Source organism: Bacillus sp. NPDC094106 (genome assembly GCF_044764345.1).
Classification (GTDB): domain Bacteria; phylum Bacillota; class Bacilli; order Bacillales; family Bacillaceae_G; genus Bacillus_A.
Genome location: NZ_JBIWHY010000002.1, coordinates 208,996 through 229,278 on the forward strand (window position 1 = coordinate 208,996; position 20,283 = coordinate 229,278).

The 20,283-nt window shown below is 34.8% G+C and carries 19 protein-coding genes and 1 pseudogene; 10 read left to right on the forward strand and 10 right to left on the reverse strand.

Annotated features, from left to right (window positions below; translation table 11 throughout):
* Positions 1–171: 171 nt before the first annotated feature.
* The 7 genes from rluB to ACIQ7L_RS03935 form a co-directional block, all read right to left on the reverse strand.
* A complete protein-coding gene (gene rluB / locus ACIQ7L_RS03905; protein WP_400566793.1) occupies positions 172–900 on the reverse strand; it encodes a 23S rRNA pseudouridine(2605) synthase RluB in 729 nt (242 codons plus the stop codon).
* A 288-nt stretch (positions 901–1,188) separates the two neighbouring features.
* Entirely contained in the window at positions 1,189–1,719 is a 531-nt protein-coding gene (spmB, locus tag ACIQ7L_RS03910) for a spore maturation protein SpmB (RefSeq protein WP_400566795.1), read from the reverse strand.
* Positions 1,716–2,312 carry a spore maturation protein SpmA gene (spmA, locus tag ACIQ7L_RS03915; protein WP_400566797.1) on the reverse strand — a complete coding sequence of 199 codons (597 nt, stop codon included), beginning with the start codon at positions 2,310–2,312 and terminating at the stop codon, positions 1,716–1,718. Before spmA ends, spmB begins: the two co-directional genes overlap by 4 nt.
* Positions 2,305–3,426, reverse strand: coding sequence for a D-alanyl-D-alanine carboxypeptidase family protein (locus ACIQ7L_RS03920; protein ID WP_400566800.1), 1,122 nt, complete (start codon positions 3,424–3,426; stop codon positions 2,305–2,307). The genes spmA and ACIQ7L_RS03920 overlap by 8 nt, the downstream gene beginning before the upstream one ends.
* Positions 3,427–3,536: 110 nt before the next feature.
* Complete coding sequence (locus tag ACIQ7L_RS03925) at positions 3,537–4,451, reverse strand: superoxide dismutase (RefSeq protein WP_400566802.1); 915 nt, start codon at positions 4,449–4,451, stop codon at positions 3,537–3,539.
* 158 nt (positions 4,452–4,609) lie between these two features.
* The gene (locus ACIQ7L_RS03930) at positions 4,610–5,101 is read right to left on the reverse strand and encodes a YpuI family protein (protein WP_335359572.1); all 492 of its coding nucleotides are present in this window, start codon (positions 5,099–5,101) and stop codon (positions 4,610–4,612) included.
* 23 nt (positions 5,102–5,124) lie between these two features.
* The gene (locus ACIQ7L_RS03935) at positions 5,125–5,514 is read right to left on the reverse strand and encodes a hypothetical protein (RefSeq protein WP_400566805.1); all 390 of its coding nucleotides are present in this window, start codon (positions 5,512–5,514) and stop codon (positions 5,125–5,127) included.
* Positions 5,515–5,728: 214 nt separating this feature from the next.
* Here ACIQ7L_RS03935 and mprF point away from each other — a divergent pair, with 214 nt between their 5' ends.
* The gene (gene mprF / locus ACIQ7L_RS03940) at positions 5,729–8,305 is read left to right on the forward strand and encodes a bifunctional lysylphosphatidylglycerol flippase/synthetase MprF (protein WP_400566808.1); all 2,577 of its coding nucleotides are present in this window, start codon (positions 5,729–5,731) and stop codon (positions 8,303–8,305) included.
* Between the two features lie 4 nt (positions 8,306–8,309).
* Here mprF and ACIQ7L_RS03945 read toward each other — a convergent pair whose 3' ends face one another.
* On the reverse strand, positions 8,310–9,089 hold the full coding sequence (locus ACIQ7L_RS03945) for a hypothetical protein (RefSeq protein WP_400566809.1): 780 nt from the start codon (positions 9,087–9,089) through the stop codon (positions 8,310–8,312).
* Positions 9,090–9,525: 436 nt separating this feature from the next.
* Between ACIQ7L_RS03945 and deoD the strand changes: the two genes are divergently transcribed.
* From deoD to ACIQ7L_RS03965, 4 genes are all read left to right on the forward strand, one after another.
* The gene (deoD, locus tag ACIQ7L_RS03950; protein ID WP_400566811.1) at positions 9,526–10,233 is read left to right on the forward strand and encodes a purine-nucleoside phosphorylase; all 708 of its coding nucleotides are present in this window, start codon (positions 9,526–9,528) and stop codon (positions 10,231–10,233) included.
* 203 nt (positions 10,234–10,436) lie between these two features.
* Positions 10,437–12,254, forward strand: coding sequence for a sensor histidine kinase (locus tag ACIQ7L_RS03955; protein ID WP_400566813.1), 1,818 nt, complete (start codon positions 10,437–10,439; stop codon positions 12,252–12,254).
* Between the two features lie 107 nt (positions 12,255–12,361).
* The gene (locus ACIQ7L_RS03960) at positions 12,362–12,892 is read left to right on the forward strand and encodes a tyrosine-type recombinase/integrase (protein ID WP_097897286.1); all 531 of its coding nucleotides are present in this window, start codon (positions 12,362–12,364) and stop codon (positions 12,890–12,892) included.
* A gap of 132 nt (positions 12,893–13,024) precedes the next feature.
* Positions 13,025–13,219: a DUF3924 family protein gene (locus tag ACIQ7L_RS03965; RefSeq protein ID WP_400566816.1), complete on the forward strand. Its 195-nt coding sequence runs from the start codon at positions 13,025–13,027 to the stop codon at positions 13,217–13,219.
* A 360-nt stretch (positions 13,220–13,579) separates the two neighbouring features.
* Here ACIQ7L_RS03965 and ACIQ7L_RS03970 read toward each other — a convergent pair whose 3' ends face one another.
* Complete coding sequence (locus ACIQ7L_RS03970) at positions 13,580–14,425, reverse strand: DUF72 domain-containing protein (protein ID WP_400567136.1); 846 nt, start codon at positions 14,423–14,425, stop codon at positions 13,580–13,582.
* 123 nt (positions 14,426–14,548) lie between these two features.
* On the opposite strand from ACIQ7L_RS03970, the pseudogene ACIQ7L_RS03975 reads away from it, so the two are divergent.
* Positions 14,549–14,668: pseudogene (locus tag ACIQ7L_RS03975) on the forward strand (PAS domain-containing sensor histidine kinase); the annotation flags it as partial.
* 193 nt (positions 14,669–14,861) lie between these two features.
* On the forward strand, positions 14,862–15,296 hold the full coding sequence (locus ACIQ7L_RS03980) for a hypothetical protein (RefSeq protein WP_400566817.1): 435 nt from the start codon (positions 14,862–14,864) through the stop codon (positions 15,294–15,296).
* A 74-nt stretch (positions 15,297–15,370) separates the two neighbouring features.
* Here ACIQ7L_RS03980 and ACIQ7L_RS03985 read toward each other — a convergent pair whose 3' ends face one another.
* Positions 15,371–17,389: a transglycosylase domain-containing protein gene (locus tag ACIQ7L_RS03985; RefSeq protein WP_400566819.1), complete on the reverse strand. Its 2,019-nt coding sequence runs from the start codon at positions 17,387–17,389 to the stop codon at positions 15,371–15,373.
* A gap of 313 nt (positions 17,390–17,702) precedes the next feature.
* On the opposite strand from ACIQ7L_RS03985, the gene ACIQ7L_RS03990 reads away from it, so the two are divergent.
* From ACIQ7L_RS03990 to ACIQ7L_RS04000, 3 genes are all read left to right on the forward strand, one after another.
* Positions 17,703–18,323: a DUF47 domain-containing protein gene (locus ACIQ7L_RS03990; RefSeq protein WP_400566822.1), complete on the forward strand. Its 621-nt coding sequence runs from the start codon at positions 17,703–17,705 to the stop codon at positions 18,321–18,323.
* 11 nt (positions 18,324–18,334) lie between these two features.
* Positions 18,335–19,333 carry an inorganic phosphate transporter gene (locus tag ACIQ7L_RS03995; protein WP_400566825.1) on the forward strand — a complete coding sequence of 333 codons (999 nt, stop codon included), beginning with the start codon at positions 18,335–18,337 and terminating at the stop codon, positions 19,331–19,333.
* A 116-nt stretch (positions 19,334–19,449) separates the two neighbouring features.
* Positions 19,450–20,250, forward strand: a complete 801-nt coding sequence (locus ACIQ7L_RS04000; RefSeq protein WP_400566827.1) for a sulfite exporter TauE/SafE family protein — start codon at positions 19,450–19,452, stop codon at positions 20,248–20,250.
* The last annotated feature ends 33 nt before the right edge of the window (positions 20,251–20,283 follow it).

A 20,283-nucleotide genomic window follows, 5' to 3' on the forward strand; every position in this document is an offset into this window, starting at 1 on the left:
ATCACTGTTTTATCTGTCGCTGTATAACCGCTTACAAAAGCGTTTTATTTACCTTTCACCAGCGGAACATCCCACTGGTGAAAGGTTCATTTTATCCCGCATAAAAGCCCCATTGGTGAAGAATAACCATTCATAGGCATAAAAGCACGGATAACAGTTTCACTTGACCGCTTATCTCGGTTTTGTAGAGGCAAGTGCACGCAATTGCTTCACTTCATGAGGTGACAACTCTCTCGCATCACCAGGACGTAAGCTACCCGCTTCTAAGAAGGCATAACGTTCACGTTTTAACTTCATTACTTTACAGCCAAGTGCTTCAAACATACGACGAACTTGACGATTGCGTCCTTCATGAATTGTTAATTGTACAATTGCCATCTCTTTACGTTTATCCCAAGAAAGAATTTTCACATGTGCTGGTGCTGTTTTTCCATCTTCTAATACAACACCCTTTTCCAGCATGCGAATCTTCTCACCTGTTAATGGCCCTTTTACTTTCGCAACATATGTTTTCTCAACCTTATACTTCGGATGCATCAATATGTTTGCAAAGTCACCATCGTTTGTCATAAGTAATACACCAGACGTATCATAGTCTAGCCGCCCAATTGGGAATAGACGCTGCTGGATATCAGGGAAAAAGTCTGTAACAACCTTTCTTCCTTTATCATCTGATACACTTGAAATTACGCCTGTTGGTTTATATAGTAAGAAATAAACAGGTTCTTCTTTTTCAAGAGGGATATTATTTACTTCTACTTTATCTTGAGGAGTTACTTTCGTTCCTAACTCAGTCACTATTTGACCGTTAACTTTCACTTTCCCTTGCTGAATTAGTTCCTCAGCCTTCCTTCTTGATGCAATACCTGCTTGTGCAATCACTTTTTGTAGTCGTTCCATTTCCTTTTTTCACCTCAAATTTATCTTACCTTCATTAGAAAGACTTGGCAACCGCCTAAGGTATGCGACGATTTTCCTCGTCCATCATAAACAACATAGCTATAGTTACAAACTTATAAAGGACAAACACTACTTTATCCTTTATTATTGTGTACCTTCCTGCCTGCTGTTCACAACAAAAGTTCATCATTTTGTCAAAAATACTCCATAAAAAAACCACTATTAAGTTACACCTTAATAGTGGTCGTATACGTATTATAAGCGAATTTACACAAAAAATGAATAGGTTTAATGAAACAATAACGAAACAAACACGATAGAACAAATGATACCGATTAGATCAGCAAACAATCCAACCTTTAATGCATCACCCATTTTACGAATTCCAACAGCTCCAAAATACACTGTTAAAATATAAAATGTTGTATCTGTACTCCCTTGCATCGTAGACGCTAACCTTCCAATAAATGAATCTGGTCCATATGTAGCAATTAGATCTGTTGTAATACTTAAACCAGCTGATCCTGAAATTGGACGTATAAGTGCGAGCGGGACAATTTCTGCCGGTACATGGATCATATCTAACATCGGTTTCATTACCGATATCATCGCATCTAGCGCTCCAGATGCTCTAAAAATAGAAATGGATACAAGCATCCCTACCATGAATGGTAAAATAGAGACGGCGATTTGAATCCCTTCTTTTCCACCTTCTACAAATGATTCATATGTCGGAACTTTTTTTATCGTTCCGTACAATAATATAAATCCAATGACACATGGAATTACCCATAATGAAATCGTATTAATAATACTCACTTTTTCCGCCCCTTTCTACTCCTTCTTCGGTAAAAATAGCGGTCAATCCAAATCGCTCCGATCATCGATAGTACTTGTGCAATAAACGTAACGCCAACAATCTCAGTAGGATTCGCTGATTCATATGTCATCCGAATTGAAATTACAGTGGTCGGAATCAATGTAATTGCAGAAGTATTTAAAGCTAAAAATGTCACCATAGAACGGCTTGCAGAATCCTTTCCTCCGTTTAACTCTTTAAGCTGCTCCATAGCCTTAATCCCCAGTGGTGTCGCCGCATTTCCTAGTCCAAAAAAATTTGCCATCATATTAGATAAAATAAATCCCATTGAAGGATGATCCTTTGGTATCTCTGGAAATAATCTCTTTACCACCGGCATGAAAAATGAGACTAATTTCTTTAATAAACCTGCCTCCTCGGCAATCTTCATTAAACCTAGCCAAAAAACTAAAACACTAACAAGCCCAATACAAATTGTTACTGCATCTTTTGATCCTTCAAAAACCGCTTTGTTTACTTCTTCCATCGTTCCGTTCATCATCGCATATACAATCCCAACAATCGCCATCGCCACCCATACAAGGTTAACCATCTGTTCCAACACCTAACATATAAGAAAAAATTTCTCTCACATTATTCCAATAAGGTCCGGTTGTAGCAATCAATTTTCGCTTACTATAAAATAAATTACGTTCTCCTACTTTTTCGTTACCGACATAAACTACTGTTTTCCCTACTTTTTCCCCATCTATCAAATTTACGCTTTTATCAAGTTCCACTTTTAACAAAACTTGTTTTCTCTCGTCTCTTGTTAACGGTACAAAGAAATCATTTTTTGTATAAACATGATTTGCATATTTCTTTTCTTTTAGTTCAGAGAGTGCCCCTTGTCCTAAAACCTTCGTCAGCTTGTATTGTTTAAATCCCTGATCAAATAAATACATATGGTCGTCCCAATCATTAGACGCATTGAGCGTCACCACAATTAAATCTAGTCCATCTTTCGAAGCTGTTGTAACAAGTGTTCGCCCTGCTTTTTTTGTAAACCCTGTCTTTCCGCCTGTTGCAAATTCATAATAAGATGTCACAAGTTTATGTTTATTTTTCCATGGATAGTCCCATGATTTCGATTGGTATGTTTTTGTCCCAAAAATTTTTCGAAACGTTTCATTTCCCATTGCATACCTCGTTAAAAGTGCCATATCATATGCGGACGAATAATGCGTGCCATCACCATCTAAACCATGGGGATTTGAAAAGTGTGTATCTCTCATGCCAATTGCTTTCGCTTTTTCATTCATTAAATACACAAATCCCTCTATACTTCCTCCAACATTTTCAGCAATTGCTTGCGCCGCATCATTACCAGAACGAAGCATCAAACCATAAACTAAATCCTCTAGCTTTACTTTTTGTCCAGGTTTTAAATAAATAGCTGATCCTTCTACACGAACTGCCTCATTACTAATGGAAACTGTTTCTTTCATTTTGCCAGATTCAGCAGCTAGTAAAGCGGTCATAATTTTCGTAATACTAGCGATTTTTTGTGATTCATGTTCTAGTTTTCCATATAAAACACGTCCAGATTGTTCTTCCATTAATATGGCATTATGGGCGCTCACATCATTCATTTGTGCATATGTAGGAATCGGTATAACACCTGCACACATTATAAGAAGTGCAATCACAATCCAAGTTCGTCTCATATTTCCCCCACGTCCTTTTGGCACTTTTTGTACAAGTGTATGCCTGGCCCCTTAAAATATGAATGAAATATTCTTTTCTATCTCAGCAAAAAAGACGCACAAATATGCGTCTAATACGGGGTCCACTCAACTTGTTTCGCACTCTCAAATCGCTTTTCCACATCCGGCCAATTCACAACATTCCACCAATTTTTAATGTATTCATCTTTTCTATTTTGATACTGTAAGTAATAAGCATGTTCCCATACATCAAGTACAAGTAATGGTATCGTATCCCACTGTGTAAATAGCTGATGCAGTGTACTTTGTAGAATTTCTAATCTTCCTGAACGAGGAACCCATACAAGAATTGCCCAGCCAGATCCCTCTACTTTCGATGCGGCCTCTGTAAGATGCTTTTGAAAACGTAAAAAGCTCCCAAAATCTTTCTCAATTTCTTGCGATAATGTCCCCCTTGGACTCCCGCCCCCATCTTTTTTCATGTTATTCCAAAATATCGTGTGCAAATAATGTCCTGAGCCATGAAATGCAGCTTCTCTTTCCCAATGCTTAATTAAATCAAACTGATTTGTTTTTCTTGCTTCTTCCATCATTTTCTCAGCTTTATTCAAACCTTCTACATAGCTACGATGATGTTTATCATGATGTAACATCATAATGTCTCGAGAGATGTAAGGTTCCAGCGCATTATATGGATAAGGTAACGGAGGAAGCGTGTGTCCCCCAATTGGAACGGACCTTTCTGTATATGATCTTTCATACAACTCATATTGTTCATCTTCTTGCATAAAAACTTCTTGCAAATGATGCTGGATATGTTCTACATCATCACTTATTTCATACATAAATGCAGCATCTGTCTCATATTCATTTTCTTTCATACGTTCTAGTAGCATTTGAATCTTATAAGCAAGCATATGGACATCATACACTTCCATTGCACGGCTATCTAATACATGAAGAACACTTTCACACCAACTTTCTACTTCATGAAAGTAATCTGTAAATACACCTTGTTGACTCATGTCACACCTCCTCGATACTACCCACTTTAACTATATTCAAATTAGGAACCTTATATACCGCGCAGAAAAGTAAAAGAAGCTGAGTTTCCCCAGCTTCTTTACGTTATTTCACACCTTTTTGGTATATCTCAAAATCATGTATAACCTTCAGCTTCACATTAATATTTGTGCAGCATCTTTGTTTGATAATCTGTTTCATAATATTCCAATTCCTCACGCATCGTCTGAAATTTACCTTCCAATTCCTTCATTATTTTTTCCATGGAGTAAGGCGGTGTCTGTTGAAAAACAATGGAGTTTTTTCCCGTATATGCAGAACGGCTATTTTCATACCACTGATCACTTTTTGGCGAGAAAAATTCAGCAATCACTTGATGATAAATTTTATATAATGTTTTCTCGGCGGCCGTCTTTCGAAATGGTTGACTATTTAGTAAAACTAGACATGCATCCAGCCCTTCTTCACAGAATACAAGAAGCCTCCTTATTGATGCCAACAATTCCTCATAATAATGTTTATCACCTGCTGGTGTCTCTTCCAGTAACGAAGGTAGTGAATGGTAATTCACATAATTCGTTATCAAAGTAATCACTTCTTCTAAAAATACTGAAATCTGTTCTGTTTGATTTTCAACCATCGAATTAGACATATCCTTTTCTCCCCTTTGCTATTTTACACTATTTCTACTTGTTTATTTTTATGTAGTTCAGTCAGTATCTCTTGTACTTTCATCACTGTTTTATCATTAAAATATTGCTGAAAATCCTCTACCATATTCATGTACACACGCTTCTGTCCGACAAGTTCCTTATTTTTGACCAAACAAGTAAGAGCAACAATATCACGTAAATATATGTCTTGTTCTTCTATTTTAAAAACTGGATTTCCTTCAAAAGGAGTAATTTCCTCTAAAATTTCTTCAAAATAACGGACGTATAATACAGAAAGATTTTTCTTTTGATCATTCACTATATATGTAACTTCAGATCTATTAAAAAAATCTTCAGATGTATTAGGTTGTGCTTTTTCTAACTCATATCCCGCATAACCTATTATAATCATCCACTTTCCCTCTCTTCCTTCTTTTGCTTTATTCTAACTCATTTTCTGAATAAATAAAATATTTTCCGATGTCTCCCTTAGTAAAGATCATACAAAATCCCATTTTTATATAAAAAATAGCTTTCATATACTTTAATTTACCTTTTTATTTTCCTTGAAGTTTGTCATAATAATATTATTGTCTCAGTTTTTTTACACAAGGAGAGTTGTAGTTATGTCGTTTTCATGGAAACGTTTCTTACAAATAGGGAAAATTATTTTCCCATTTGTTGTATTAACCATTGTATTCTTTCAAGCTCGAAAAGAACTATCAGGTATTTCATTTCGTGAAGCGATTGAAACAATTAAAAACATTCCAACTGGAGGAGTTTTTTTAGCGATTACACTTGGTGCATTTGCTGTATCAACAATGTTCTTTTATGACTTTGTCATGCTTCGTTATTTAAAAGCAGATATACCCGTGCAAAAAATCTTCCGTGTTTCATGGACCGCCAACACATTAAATGGATTTCTTGGTTTTGGTGGCCTTGTTGGAGCAGGTATACGAACAATGTTATATCGGCCCTATGTAAAAGAGAGTGGCAAGCTTATTAAAAGCATTGCTTGGATGACAACTGCTTTTATTAATGGATTAGCTATCCTCTCATTCCTCGGCCTTATCGGAATATTAGATACACGTTTTATTCTGCATGAAAAACCTTGGTTATGGCCTGTACTCATCTTTTTTGCTCTTTTTGTACCGATATATATTGGATTTTCCAAAATTAAAAGTCGAAAACAGCAACCCGCCGAAGGACAAGAAGAGGAGACAAATCCAACCATTCTATATTCAGTTGTTTCTTTAGTGGAATGGCTCTCTGCCGGTATCGTCATGTATGTTATTTTAATATTATTTGGAATTGACATCGATTTCCAGAAGTTTTTAGGGGTTTATGTCATTGCAGCATTAGCAGGAGTTGTTAGTCTTGTACCAGGTGGTCTCGGTTCATTTGACCTTGTCTTTTTAACCGGTTTGGGACAATATGGTATTGATACAGGCGTATTATTACCCGCAATGTTATTATACCGCCTCGTGTACTATATTTTACCATTTTGCCTTGGTTTAATTTTTGCTGCTTTTGAAATGACAGGAGCTGCTCTTAAAAAGATTGAGGATAAGCCATTTATTGCACCTGCCTTAGAAACAACAGGTGTCATTTGGACTTTGCAACGTGATTTCTTAGGAAAATTAGGCTCATGGGCATCCGCTGCTCTAACCGTCTTTGCTGGCTTAATGGTTATCTTATCAACCATTTTACCAACAAGTATAAACCGTGCTCACGCATTACATATTTTAGCTCCAAAACATCTGATTCAAATTTCTTTTAGTTTGTCGTTAACATTTGGTATCCTTCTCCTTATTCTATCAAGAGGCATCTACTACGGAACGAAACGTTCCTACTATATGACGATTGTTTCTTTAATTGGAGCTGCCATTTTTAACACACTAAAAGGGATTGACATTGAAGAGACTTTTATATTACTCATTGTACTCGCTGTACTATATATGCTTCGTAAAAGATTTGTACGTGAGAAAATGGAAGTTTCACTTTCTGATGTAGTAAAAGCAATAATATTTTCACTACTAATATTATACTTATACAAAAACTTAGGTATTTTATTCGCTGGAGCAAAAGAAGCTTTCAAACCAGATTTTGTTGTCCGCAACATTACACAAGTAAAGCGAAGTGCACTTTCAGCTGCTTTCTTTGTTCCAACCTTTTTACTCATCGGTTCTCTTATTGCGAATCGCTACCGTAGTGTATTTCCTGGGCAACCAGCAAACGATAAACGTTTGCAAAACTTCTTAGATGAGCATGGAGGAAATGTACTAAGTCACTTAGGATTTTTAGGAGATAAACAATTCTTCTTTAGTAGTGATGGAAAAGCACTTCTTTTATTTTCAACAACTGGAAAACGACTTGTTGTACTTGGTGATCCAATTGGAGATCCTTCTGCTTTCCGTACCGTACTACAAGAATTTTTAGCTGCAGCAGATCGATTTGGGTATATTTGCGTCTTCTATCAAATTGAAAGTAAATGGATGAGCTTATATCATGATTTTGGCTATAACTTCTTTAAACTCGGTGAAGAAGCTGTTGTTGATTTAAATACGTTTACGATATCCGGGAAAAAACGCGCTGGATTACGAGCTACTTTTAATCGTTTTGAACGTGAAGGCTATACATTTGCTATTCATCAGCCACCATTTTCAGACGAGTTATACGAAGAGCTAAAAAAAGTATCAGATGCTTGGCTTGATGGAAAAAAAGAAAAGGGCTTTTCTCTTGGATACTTTGATCGTAAATATATAAGCCGTGCTCCTATCGCTACTTTATCTGATGCTGAAGGTAAAATCATTGCATTTACAACGTTTATGCCAGTTTATCAAAATGGTATCCTTTCTGTTGATTTAATGCGATACTATCCTGATGCGCCTGGTGGAATTATGGATGCAATCTTTATTCATTTATTCCAATGGGCAAAAGAAAACGATTATCATTCCTTTAATATCGGTATGGCCCCGCTCTCTAATGTTGGCTTATCAACACAATCGTTTTGGTCTGAACGAGTTGCTGCAGCGATTTTCAACAATGTCCGTTATACGTATAGTTTCAGTGGATTACGACATTTTAAAGAAAAATATAAACCTGCATGGAGCGGAAAATATTTAGCCTTTCGGAAAAATCATTCTTTACCGATTACAATGCTTGCCGTAACGAAATTAATAGGAAAACGAAAAAACAGCTAGAATTCTAGCTGTTTTTTCGTTTCTGAACTTGTATGACAAACTCTTTTTCGTACTTTTTACCATTTAAATAAAAGGTACCCCATATTTTATACATTCCTTCTTCCGGAAATGTAATACGATATTGTAATTGTTCGTCTTCATTGGTAGGAATTGCATATAAAAAATGCTCTCTCTTTTCATCAACAATATAAAGAGCCGCATGTTCTCCTGTATCAGAATTAAATTTCAATCTTTCTCCTTTCCTCATCTGAAATTGGAATGTTAATGTAGCAGCTTCATTTGGATGCAGGGCCCCAAATAAAAGAGACATTTGATAGTCACCAATTTTTTTTGTAAGTACAGTGTCTGCAACTAGACTTTTTTGTTTTTTCTTGTCTTCTTCCCCAAAATCTTTCTTAGAAAATGATTGCTCTGTCTTCTCACGATCTTCATATAAGAAAATGGTATAAGCGGTATCTTTCGATATACCCGGAGACAATTTATATGAGCCATTACCAGTAAATGTGGGTTTTATTTGCTCCATTCCTTTCAACTGTTCGTCTACAATAATCGCTCGAATCTGATCATTCACTCCACGAACCTCATTGTTATTTTTATTGAATAATTGAAAGCTAATGTCTGCTTTTTCATTTCCTTTTCTATTTTTTATATCCCATTTTACCTCTCGAATATCCCCTGTTGTTTCTGTCGTTCCTTTATACTTTTGCATGTAGAATCCACCAGCTACAATAAATAATAAAGCAATTAGCCCAATGACAAGATTTTTCAAACAATCACCTGCCATACTTTTTATAAATTATGACACAATTATTATACCTATCTCTGCAAACAGAATATTGTTATACATCCATTCTATTTTTTCGTATAAATATCCTCTATAAAATAAAGGAAAACGTTCACCATAAATAGTGAATTAAATAACAAACTATTGAAAACAGTATACTCTGTATATACTACAAACAGGAAAAAGATTTTAACTAACTTTAGGTAAGAAATCTTCTTCCTCACTTTGCGCGAAAATGATGAAGTGTTCTTTGACAAGTAATTATATAAAGTTGAGTAGATAAATAAAATGCGAAAACTAAGCAACCCCTTCCGCTCGTAAAATAATCAAGGTATCGAAAGAATCTCATCCCTCTAAGTAGTTCACTTGGTAGGATTCCTAGTGTATAATGCAAATGATGTTGATTTATATCTATACATAACAAGGAGGTTTTTTTATGAGCATTCATATTGAAGCAAAACAAGGCGAAATTGCTGAATCTATTTTATTACCTGGCGATCCATTACGTGCAAAGTATATTGCGGAAACATTTTTAGAGGATGTAACTTGCTATAACAACGTGCGTGGCATGTTAGGTTTCACTGGAACTTATAAAGGAAAGCGTGTCTCCGTTCAAGGTACAGGCATGGGTGTTCCTTCTATTTCTATTTATGTTAACGAATTAATCCAAAGCTATGGAGTGAAAAACTTAATTCGCGTAGGTACATGTGGCGCAATTCAAAAAGATGTAAAAGTACGCGATGTTATTATCGCAATGACAGCTTGTACAGATTCTAATGTGAATCGTTTAATATTCCCAGGGTTTGATTTTGCACCAGCTGCAAACTTCGATCTTCTAAAGAAAGCATATGATGCTGGAACAGAAAAAGGATTACACGTTCGCGTTGGTAATGTCTTAACAGCAGATGTGTTCTATCGCGAGAGTATGGACATGGTTAAAAAGTTAGGTGAGTACGGTGTATTAGCAGTAGAAATGGAAACAACTGCCCTTTATACATTAGCAGCAAAATACGGCGTAAACGCATTATCTGTATTAACTGTAAGTGACCATATCTTCACTGGAGAAGAAACAACATCTGAAGAGCGTCAAACTACATTTAACGAAATGATTGAAATCGCTTTAGATGCTGCAATTCAACAGTAATATGCAAAAGAACTTGTCATACGTCTGGCGGGTTCTTTTTGTCATATATAAAATGAAAATACAATTCAACTTCATTAACAATTTATATGACTTTTTACAAAAAACTACTCCAGAACGGGACAGATTTTCAATTCCTATTTTCTTTTGACGTTTGTTATAATAAAGAAAATATTTATACAAGTACTCTTTTATGAGGTGAAAAAGTGAAAAAAAGAAGTATCGTCTTTAAACTATTTTTATTAACAGCAGCACTATTTACTATTACTTTTCTCCTTTTTTTCATTGGACAATCGCTATATTTAGAAAAATTTTATATCGATAAAAAAGTAAAAACCGTCCAAACTGCTTTTGAAAAGTTTTTATCAAATTATAAAAAAAGTGATGGTTCGTTTGAAGAAACAAGAAAATTGAAACAAGAGTTTCACGAAAAAACCAATGCTGACATCGTTTTTTTAGACCGTAACGGAATTATAAAAGATGAAAATAATTATTATATTGAAATTGTTGATACTACATCTAATAAAACATTTTCGATTCCACTTAACAATATTTTAACGATAGATGAATACAATAAATTCATGAACTTACAGCTAAAAAATAATGTTCTTATTCAAGTAACAGGAATTTTAAAAGACAATATAATTATCCCTGCTCGAATTGGAACCTCCTATAATTCATGGCAAAATGATAATCTTATATCTGACTTTAAACTATTTAATATTGATTTACCAAAATCTCAGAACAACAAGTATTCCAAAACTCCAACACTTCACTTTGATACATTTGAAGGGGTTATTTCTAAAATACACCTTCCTTCCAAAAATGAGATTCGCCTTGCAAATAATTTAGAGATATTACAAGCTGCTCAGCACTTGGGATTATCTATCGTGCTTGGTCAAACGGATCCAAACAAATTAACTACTTATACAATAGGTGGCGAGGATGAAGTTAAAAGTCAAATTTTTGTACAACCTATTATTGAAAACAAAGAAATTAAAGAATTTGCTTTTGCAATGACTTCCTTACAGCCTGTCGATGAAGCAATGCTCGTTTTAAAAGATTATTACGTCTATGCATTAATCATCGTATTTTTTGTTATCATTTTGCTATCCTTTTATTATTCAAAAATCATTGTTAAGCCGCTTATAAAAATGAATCGTGTTACAAAAAAAATGGCTAATTTTGATTTTAGTGAAAAATTACCTGTTTCAGCAGATGATGAAATCGGTGGTTTATCTAATAGTATTAATACACTATCTGTAAACTTAAAAGACCGAATTGACCGATTAAATGTCGCAAATGCGAAATTACAACAAGATATCGAACGAGAACGCCAATTAGAAAGAACTCGAAAAGAATTTATTTCTGGTGTATCTCATGAACTAAAAACACCGCTAAGCGTTATTAGAAGTTTTGCAGAAGGCATTAAAGATGGTGTCAGCAAAGATACCACATACTATACGGACGTTATTCTAGAAGAGACAGAAAATATGAATCGACTCATCGTTGAAATGCTGGAACTAGCAAAACTAGAATCTGGCACGTATAAATTAGAAATGACCGCCTTTTCCATTGGTGAACTTGTTCAACAAGTATATACAAAGCTATTATTTAGTGTGGAGGAAAAACACTTACAAGTAGAGATTGATGCAAATCCTTCTATATATGTCGAAGCAAATCGAAATCGTATTGAACAAGTTGTTGTGAATTTACTCAGCAATGCCATCCGCTATACACCTGATGGTAAAGAAATCAGTATTCGCGTTATAGAGAAAGAAGATAAAGTAAAAGTAGAAATTGAAAACACTGGTAATCCAATTCCAGATGAAAGCTTACAAAAAATATGGGATCGCTTCTATCGTTTAGACGCCTCACGAAGCCGCCATACTGGAGGAACTGGACTTGGTCTATCTATTGTAAAAAACATTTTAGAACTTCACCGTGCCGGCTACGGTGTGTATAACACCGATGATAGTGTTGTGTTTTATTTCGATTTACAAAAAGTAAAAGAAGTCAAATAATTTGTCTCAATTTCACTAGGAGTTCACATGGAATTCACACTCTCCCTTTATAGTAGTAACCAAGTTAATCCTTTCCTTTACACATATAAAAGAGGAGAGTGCGTGAAATGAAACAAGCAGGACAACCTATTCAAAACGAAAAACAATTAGAAAAAATCAAAAATATACTTTTACAATCTTCGAAACGTGATGGCTTATTATTCGTATTAGCTGTAAATTCGGGCCTAAAAGTAAGTGAAATCTTACAATTAAAAGTCGGTGATGTGATTGATGAAAACGAAAATGTTCGCCATTCCATTTTATTTTACAATGAAAAAGTAAAGAAACATAAATGGTTTGCTGTAAACGAAGACTTACAGCACGCAATCGAAGATTACATGAAAGAACGTAAAACATGGAAAAGAAATGAACCATTGTTAAAGTCTCAAAAAGGAACAAAATCCATTACAAGACAGCACGCATGGTACATTTTAAACAAAGCTGCAAAAGAAGTTGGTTTAGAAGGGATTAGCTCACATACACTTCGAAAAACTTGGGGATATTGTGCATACAAATCTGGTGTTGATATTGCATTTTTACAACACTTCTTTGATCACAGTACTCCATCCAAAACTTTAAAGTATATCGGTATTGCATAAAAGAATACACATAGTTCTTATACATAAAAAAGGGTACCAACTTTATGACTGGTAGCCTTTTTTATGTTTTATATTCTCTTTTCTTGTTTCTCCTATATTGTAGTGGTACTCTAATAACAAGGGGGAGAAATTATGAGCACATTAACAATTGAATTACCAAAAGAAATAGCAGAAAAACTCGGTTTATTAAAACAAGCTTATCAAAAGAAAACAGGTGCTACAATCTCAGAAAGCACACTCGTTCAATCACTTATCTCCAAGGAGTTTATTCAAGAAATAACTCCTTTTGATTTACAACAGTATGTCACTGAAAAAGAACAGCGTTAATCGCTGTTCTTTCTTTATTCCTCCTCTTTTTTCTACACTTGAATCTTAACCAGTCTACTTCTGCCTAAACCAGAATACTACTGAATCTTTTCCAAAATACATGAGATTTTTTATTTTATTTCTGAAAAACTATTGACAATGATAATGATAACCATTATCATTTATTACGAAGCCAACAATTGATGAATCAAACAAACGCTCAGTAACACATTGTTACCCCTCTTTTTCATATAGAAAACACTGTACATTCCCCCTGTTTGTACAGTGTTTTTCTTTTTGTCCCGCTATTCGTGAACAGTAAAAACTTCTCTTCCAACTTTAGCAAGAGCAAAAAAGTTAAGTGTGGAATTCACTTTATACTTATTCAAATAAATTAAGCTGTTCCGGCTTTGGTTCTCCATATGTAATATTCATCATTTCCATGAGTTGTTTTGCATTATCCGCAGCATCTCCGCCTGAATTATTGTTAAATAATACGTATATGTTCTTTGTCTTCTTCTGTAATCTCGCTAATCGTTCTACCCATTCTTCTAACTCTTTTTTATTGTAGCGATATAAGCAGCGCACTGCCCGCCAATTTTCTCCTTTATCGAGCCATCCATGAACATTACGACCATGAAAACGAATCAGTGCCATTTCAGAATGAGTTGCTTCTAATACAAGTGGAACAGAACCAATTCCAGCTTGCGGCTCATCACAAATCGTGTGAATCCACTTTTCCTGTTCTAAAAATTGCAATGTCTTATCATACATATTGGAATGAAACCATGTTTGATTTCGGAACTCTATGGCACAAGGTAACCCTTCCATTTTTTCTTTTGTATAACGAAGTAAATCTACATTTTTCTTCTGACAATCAAACCAAGGTGGGTACTGAAATAATATCATCTTTAATTTACTTGTTTCTTGAAGCGGGAGAATCGATTGTTTAAATACCTCAAACATCTCATCAATTGTTGAAAATGGGATTTCGCCCTGCATATGTCCTGTCATTCCTTGGTATGCTTTAACAACAAAGGAAAAATCTTTTGGTGTTTCTCCGGCCCACTTTGTATAATTTCGAGCTGGCTGCATTGCATAAAATGAACTATCAACTTCAACAATGGGAAAATACTCACTATATATTCGCAATTTATTTCTATTTTCATAGGAATCTGTATATAAAGAATCATGATCTCCCCATCCTGTTAATCCAATGGAAATCAATCTCATTCCTCCTTTCTCCTATTCACATTCATCTTATCGCATTCCATGCTTTATTTCAGAATCTCTTTATAAAAATATGATATACTAGGTGGAAAAATTTTAAAATTGAGGAGTTATTTATTTATGCTTCAAGAGGATACTATTTTATCTCATGAAAATCAAATAAAAGAATTAGAAAATAAGGTTCGTTTTTATGAACAATTAGTGAGTCAATTACCACATCATTTTACATATGAAAATCCCCAATCTCTTTTCGAATCTTTCTTTAAAAGTACTTCATTTTGATTATTCAATATCTCTACTCCTACTGTCAGAGCATGCTTAAACAATACAACCGATTCTCCTTCTTTACGTTTCTTTACCTCAAATTTACCCTAGCTTAACGCTCATTTTGTATGATAAATAATGAAGACACTGATAGGAAAGAGGGATGAAAATGAAAGTTTTATCGTCAATACGCTTTTGGATCACCCTTATATTCTGTATCGTTTTATGTTCAGGACTCTTTTTGACTTTAGAATACACCTCAACATCACAAGCAGCAGAAAACCGCAAGATAGCTTCATACGAGCTATTATATGCAAAACAAAATACAGTACCTCTTTCGTCTTCCACACATAAAGAAAAAAGAGTCATGAAAGGAATGATTATTACAGAAGCTTCCGCTTATCATGATCTAATTCAAATTGCAAAAGAGATTCAAGAGCAATATAACGATCAAGAAATTGATGAGGTTACATTATCCATTCACAATAAAAATACTGGAGAATATGAAGAAGATCTACCTTATGAACCAGTTAGCAAAGGAACCATTTCTATTACTTATAGCTCACCAGTTCATGCTAATACAAGTGTTCTTCTCAATAAATAATCATTCATCCTCTACGGGATTTTTTCACTTCATGTAAAAAAGAGGCGAATATAATCATTCGCCTCTTTTTCTTCTTAAAAGAATGGAATCCACTCTTTCACTTTATCCAGCCATTCTTTTTGTTGGTCTTTTCTTTGTTTTTCTTCTTCTTTTCGTCTTTTTTCTTCTTCAATCGTCTTTAACTGTTTTGTATACTCTGTTTCTGATATTAACGATAACTGAAATGCTTTTTGAGCAGGATTTTCATCAGCCTTTTTCATGATATCTCGGAACATCGTCGTCGTAATTTGGCTACCACCTGGTACATAATGTTCGCTATCTGTCTTATCGTATCCTACCCAGATTGCACCAACTAAATCTGGAGTATAACCAACAAACCAAGAATCTTTCGCTCCACTACTTGGACCACCTACAATTTGAGTTGTTCCTGTTTTACCAGCTGTATCAATATTTTTAAGCTTTGCTTTTTCACCCGTCCCCTTTTCAACAACACCTTTTAGTAAGTACGTCATTTTTTGGGCGGTTTTCTCACTCGTTACACGAGTTTCTTTTTTATACCATTTTCCAACCGTTTCCCCTTCGGCATTTTGGATTTCCCTAATTGCATGTCCTTCAACTTGTACACCATCATTAGCAAGAGTTGCATAAGCCTGAGCCATTACAAACGGAGAAGTTCCAGTATGCATTCCGCCTAAAGCAATAGGGTAAGTACGGTCTTCCTCTTCTAATGGAATACCAAAACGCTCTAACGACTTCAAACCTTTTTCTAATCCGATTTGTTCTAATAACCAAACCGCTGATACATTGTAAGACTTTGCGACCGCTTCATACATTGTAACATCGCCATGAAAAGTATGATCACTGTTTTGGGGCGTATAATCTTTTATAGTAAGCGGTTCATCTTTTAACACATCATACACTTCATACCCTTGCTCTAAAGCTGGCACATATACCGCAAAAGGCTTCAAAGTTGATCCTGGTTGCCTTTTTAATTGCGTTGCATGATTAAATTGTAAAAATTGATATGATCCCCTACCACCAACTAATGCTGGAACACCACCAGTTTTTGGATCCATAAGCACAATCCCCGTTTGCATCATTTGATCTGAACTGCTTCCTTTAAAGTAATTATCATTGTTGACAACATCCTCTACCGCCTGTTGCTTTTTCGGATCAAGCTCAGTATAAATACGATAGCCGCCAGCTAAAATTTCATTTTGCGTTAATTCATATTTCTCCATCGCTTCTCTTACAATATAATCTACATATTGCGAGTATTTTCCTTTGTACTTATCATCAACACCTCGGCGTAAAACAAGACCCGTTTCTTTCTCCTTGTTATACTGCTCTTCTGTAATATATCCTTGCTCTTTCATTAATGCTAAAACAACGTTACGTCTTTCAATTGATTTATTAAAATTTTTATACGGCGAATAGGTCGATGGCGCCTTAATTAATCCTGCTATTGTTGCAGCTTCTGCTATTGTTAAATCCTTTACCTCTTTATCGAAGTATGATTTAGCAGCTTTTTTTATACCCCAAGCACCTTCACCAAAGTAAATTTGATTCATATACATTTCAATAATTTCATCTTTTGTATACGTACGCTCTATTTTTTTTGTTAAAAAGTACTCTTTAACTTTCCGTGAAAATGTGCGTTCTTGTGTTAAAAATACATTTTTTGCAAGTTGTTGCGTAATTGTACTACCACCAGCAACTACTTCCCCCGCAGTAAGGTTTTTTAATACCGCACTCATAACTCCACTATAAGAAATACCATGATGTCTAAAAAAATTCTTATCTTCCACCGCTACAATTGCTTGAACCATAATATCAGGAATATCTTTTCTTTTAATTCCTTCTGTTTTTGAAGATGATAGCTTCGCTGCCACTTCTTTATTTACATCATAAATAAGTGTCGGTTGCGGAACAGCCTGTTTTAATGCCGATATGTCTTGAATGGATATCATTATATTTACAACAACAAATAGAGTAATAAATAAACCGCCAAAAATAAATAATATATTGCGCAGTTTCTTCCTCTTGTTGAACCACTCAAGCATGTTCTTTAAATGAGTGTTGTTCAATTTCATTGATCCACTTCCTTCATTTGTTTACACTCTTATTAGAAAAAGGAAGAAACTCCCTCCTTTTAAATTCATTATAATATCGTAATACCTCCTTAGGTGTAAAGTATTTCTTTTACATTCATACTTTTTACAAGAAAAGGGCATTCTACAAGTAAGATATTCATTATTGATTATTAATATTATTAATACATCAATGTGCGTTATGTTAAGTTTTTGTAAACTTTTCGATAAAATGTTTTAAAAAACGACAGTTTTTTGTTAGAATTGACTAGCCAATGTATTTTACATATATTACTTTTTGGTGGGGGTAACAATAATGGTCTTTAAATCGAAAAAAGATAAATTTTCTGAAATGTTAATGAATGTTTCTGAAAATTTAAAAGAAGGCGCGCAGTTCTTTGTGGAGTATAAGATTAAGAGTGCTAGTGATCTTAAGGAATTTTCTATGCGCATGAAAGAATATGAGTCAAAAGGTGACTCATATATTCACGAAATCATCATGGAGTTAAACAAAGCATTTATCACTCCTATTGAACGTGAAGACATCCTGCAACTTGCAATGAGCATGGATGATGTATTAGACGGATTAGACCACAGTGCTGGCTTATTCGAAATGTATTCTATCACTGAAGCAGATGAATACATGATTAAATTTGTTGAAGCAATTAATCAATGTGCGATTGAGATTGCCGCTTCTGTAGAATTAATGTCTAATAAGAAATTGCTTGATATTCGCACAAACGCAATTAAGATCAAAGATTACGAATCGCAATGTGATGATATTCGTCGTCATGCAATTAAGCATTTGTTCTCTCGCGAGAAAGATCCAATTAAAATCATTCAGTACAAAGAGATTTACGAAGAATTAGAAGAAGTAGCTGATAGCTGCCAAAGCGTAGCAAACGTGTTAGAAACAATTATTATGAAGAACGCATAAGGAGTTTGATCATGGATACAGTCTTGATTTTAACTGTTTTAATAGTCATTTGTGCTTTAGCTTTCGACTTTATTAACGGATTCCATGATACAGCGAACGCCATTGCGACAGCTGTTTCTACAAAAGCTTTGAAGCCGCGACAAGCCATTATTATGGCTGCTATTATGAACTTTTTAGGTGCAATGACATTTACAGGTGTAGCAAAAACAATTACAAAAGATATCGTTGACCCGTTTGCTTTAGAACACGGTTCATATGTTATTTTAGCTGCTCTGCTTGCTGCAATTGCTTGGAACTTAATCACTTGGTACTATGGAATCCCAAGTAGTTCTTCGCATGCAATTATTGGTGCAATCGCAGGTGCTGCAATTGCTGCTGCTGGTGTAAGTGCTATTAACTTCAAAGGATTTATTAAAATTATTGAAGCTTTAATTATTTCACCGATCATCGCATTTGTTATTGGTTTTATTGTGTATAGTATTTTTAAAGTTGTCTTTAAAAACTTTAACTTAACGAAAACCAATAAAAACTTCCGTCTATTCCAAATCGGAACGGCGGCATTACAAGCTTACACACATGGTACAAATGATGCTCAAAAAGCAATGGGTATTATTACTATGGCATTAATGACAACTGGTCTCCATAATTCTAGTGATATCCCGATATGGGTTCAATTCTCATGTGCAGTTGCAATGGGTCTTGGTACTTCTGTTGGTGGATGGAAAATTATCAAAACTGTCGGTGGACAAATTATGAAAATTCGTCCTGTAAACGGAGTAGCTGCTGATTTATCGTCATCTCTTGTAATTTTCGGAGCAACATTTATTCATTTACCAGTTAGTACAACGCACGTTATCTCTTCTTCTATTTTAGGAGTAGGTTCTTCTCATCGTGTAAAAGGTGTAAAATGGGGAACGGCACAACGTATGTTAATTACATGGGTTATTACGCTTCCGATTTCCGCTTCATTAGCTGCTTTATTTTATTACCTATTACATTTCATGTTCTAATCAAAAGTCGTTTTCCTTATTTTTCTAGGAAGGCGACTTTTTTGTGAACAAACCTATTTCTTAAGAAAAATGTGTATAATGAGTGTTGAATGAGTTATACAGAGGAGTTGTCAATTTTGGAATACATCATGTTACTTTTCATTGGTTTACTGGCAGGAACAATCGGGAGCCTAGTTGGGCTTGGTGGGGGAATTATTATTGTCCCTTTACTAATTGGACTGCATAGTCTATCACCACAGCTCGCAGTTGGAACTTCAATTGTGACGGTCGTTTTCACCGGTTTATCTTCTACTCTTACTTATATGAAGCATAAGCGAGTAGATTATAAAAGTGGACTTATTTTATTTATTGGTAGTGGTCCTGGTGGCATTATTGGATCGTGGGCAAACAGATTTTTAAATCAGGATACTTTCTCTTTATACTTTGGAATCTTCCTTATTTTCATATCGGTCCTTCTCATGTTACGCGATAAATTGAAACCTCTTTCCCTATCAAATGCAACTGTTATTAAGCGCTCTTTTACAGATGCTGAGGGCAATACTGTTCATTATCAATTTCCACCGTTTCTTTCTATCATTATCGCATTTGCAGTCGGTTTCATATCTGGATTATTTGGAATTGGCGGAGGTGCACTGCTTGTTCCAGCAATGATGCTTCTCTTTGCTTTCCCGGCACAAATCGCTGTCGCGACTTCAATGTTTATTGTCTTTTTATCTGCGATTGTAAATTCTTTAACCCACATCTCTTTCGGAAATGTTAGCTGGATTTACGCAGTAATTCTTATTCCTGGCGCTTGGGTTGGAGGAAAAATCGGGGCTTATATTAATACGAAATTAAGCGGTAATGCTATAATTAATTTATTACGTATTACATTGATTATTCTTGGTACTAAATTAATTATTACTTCATTTCTATAACGTGTTCTTTTTAGAATACGTTTTTTTATTATA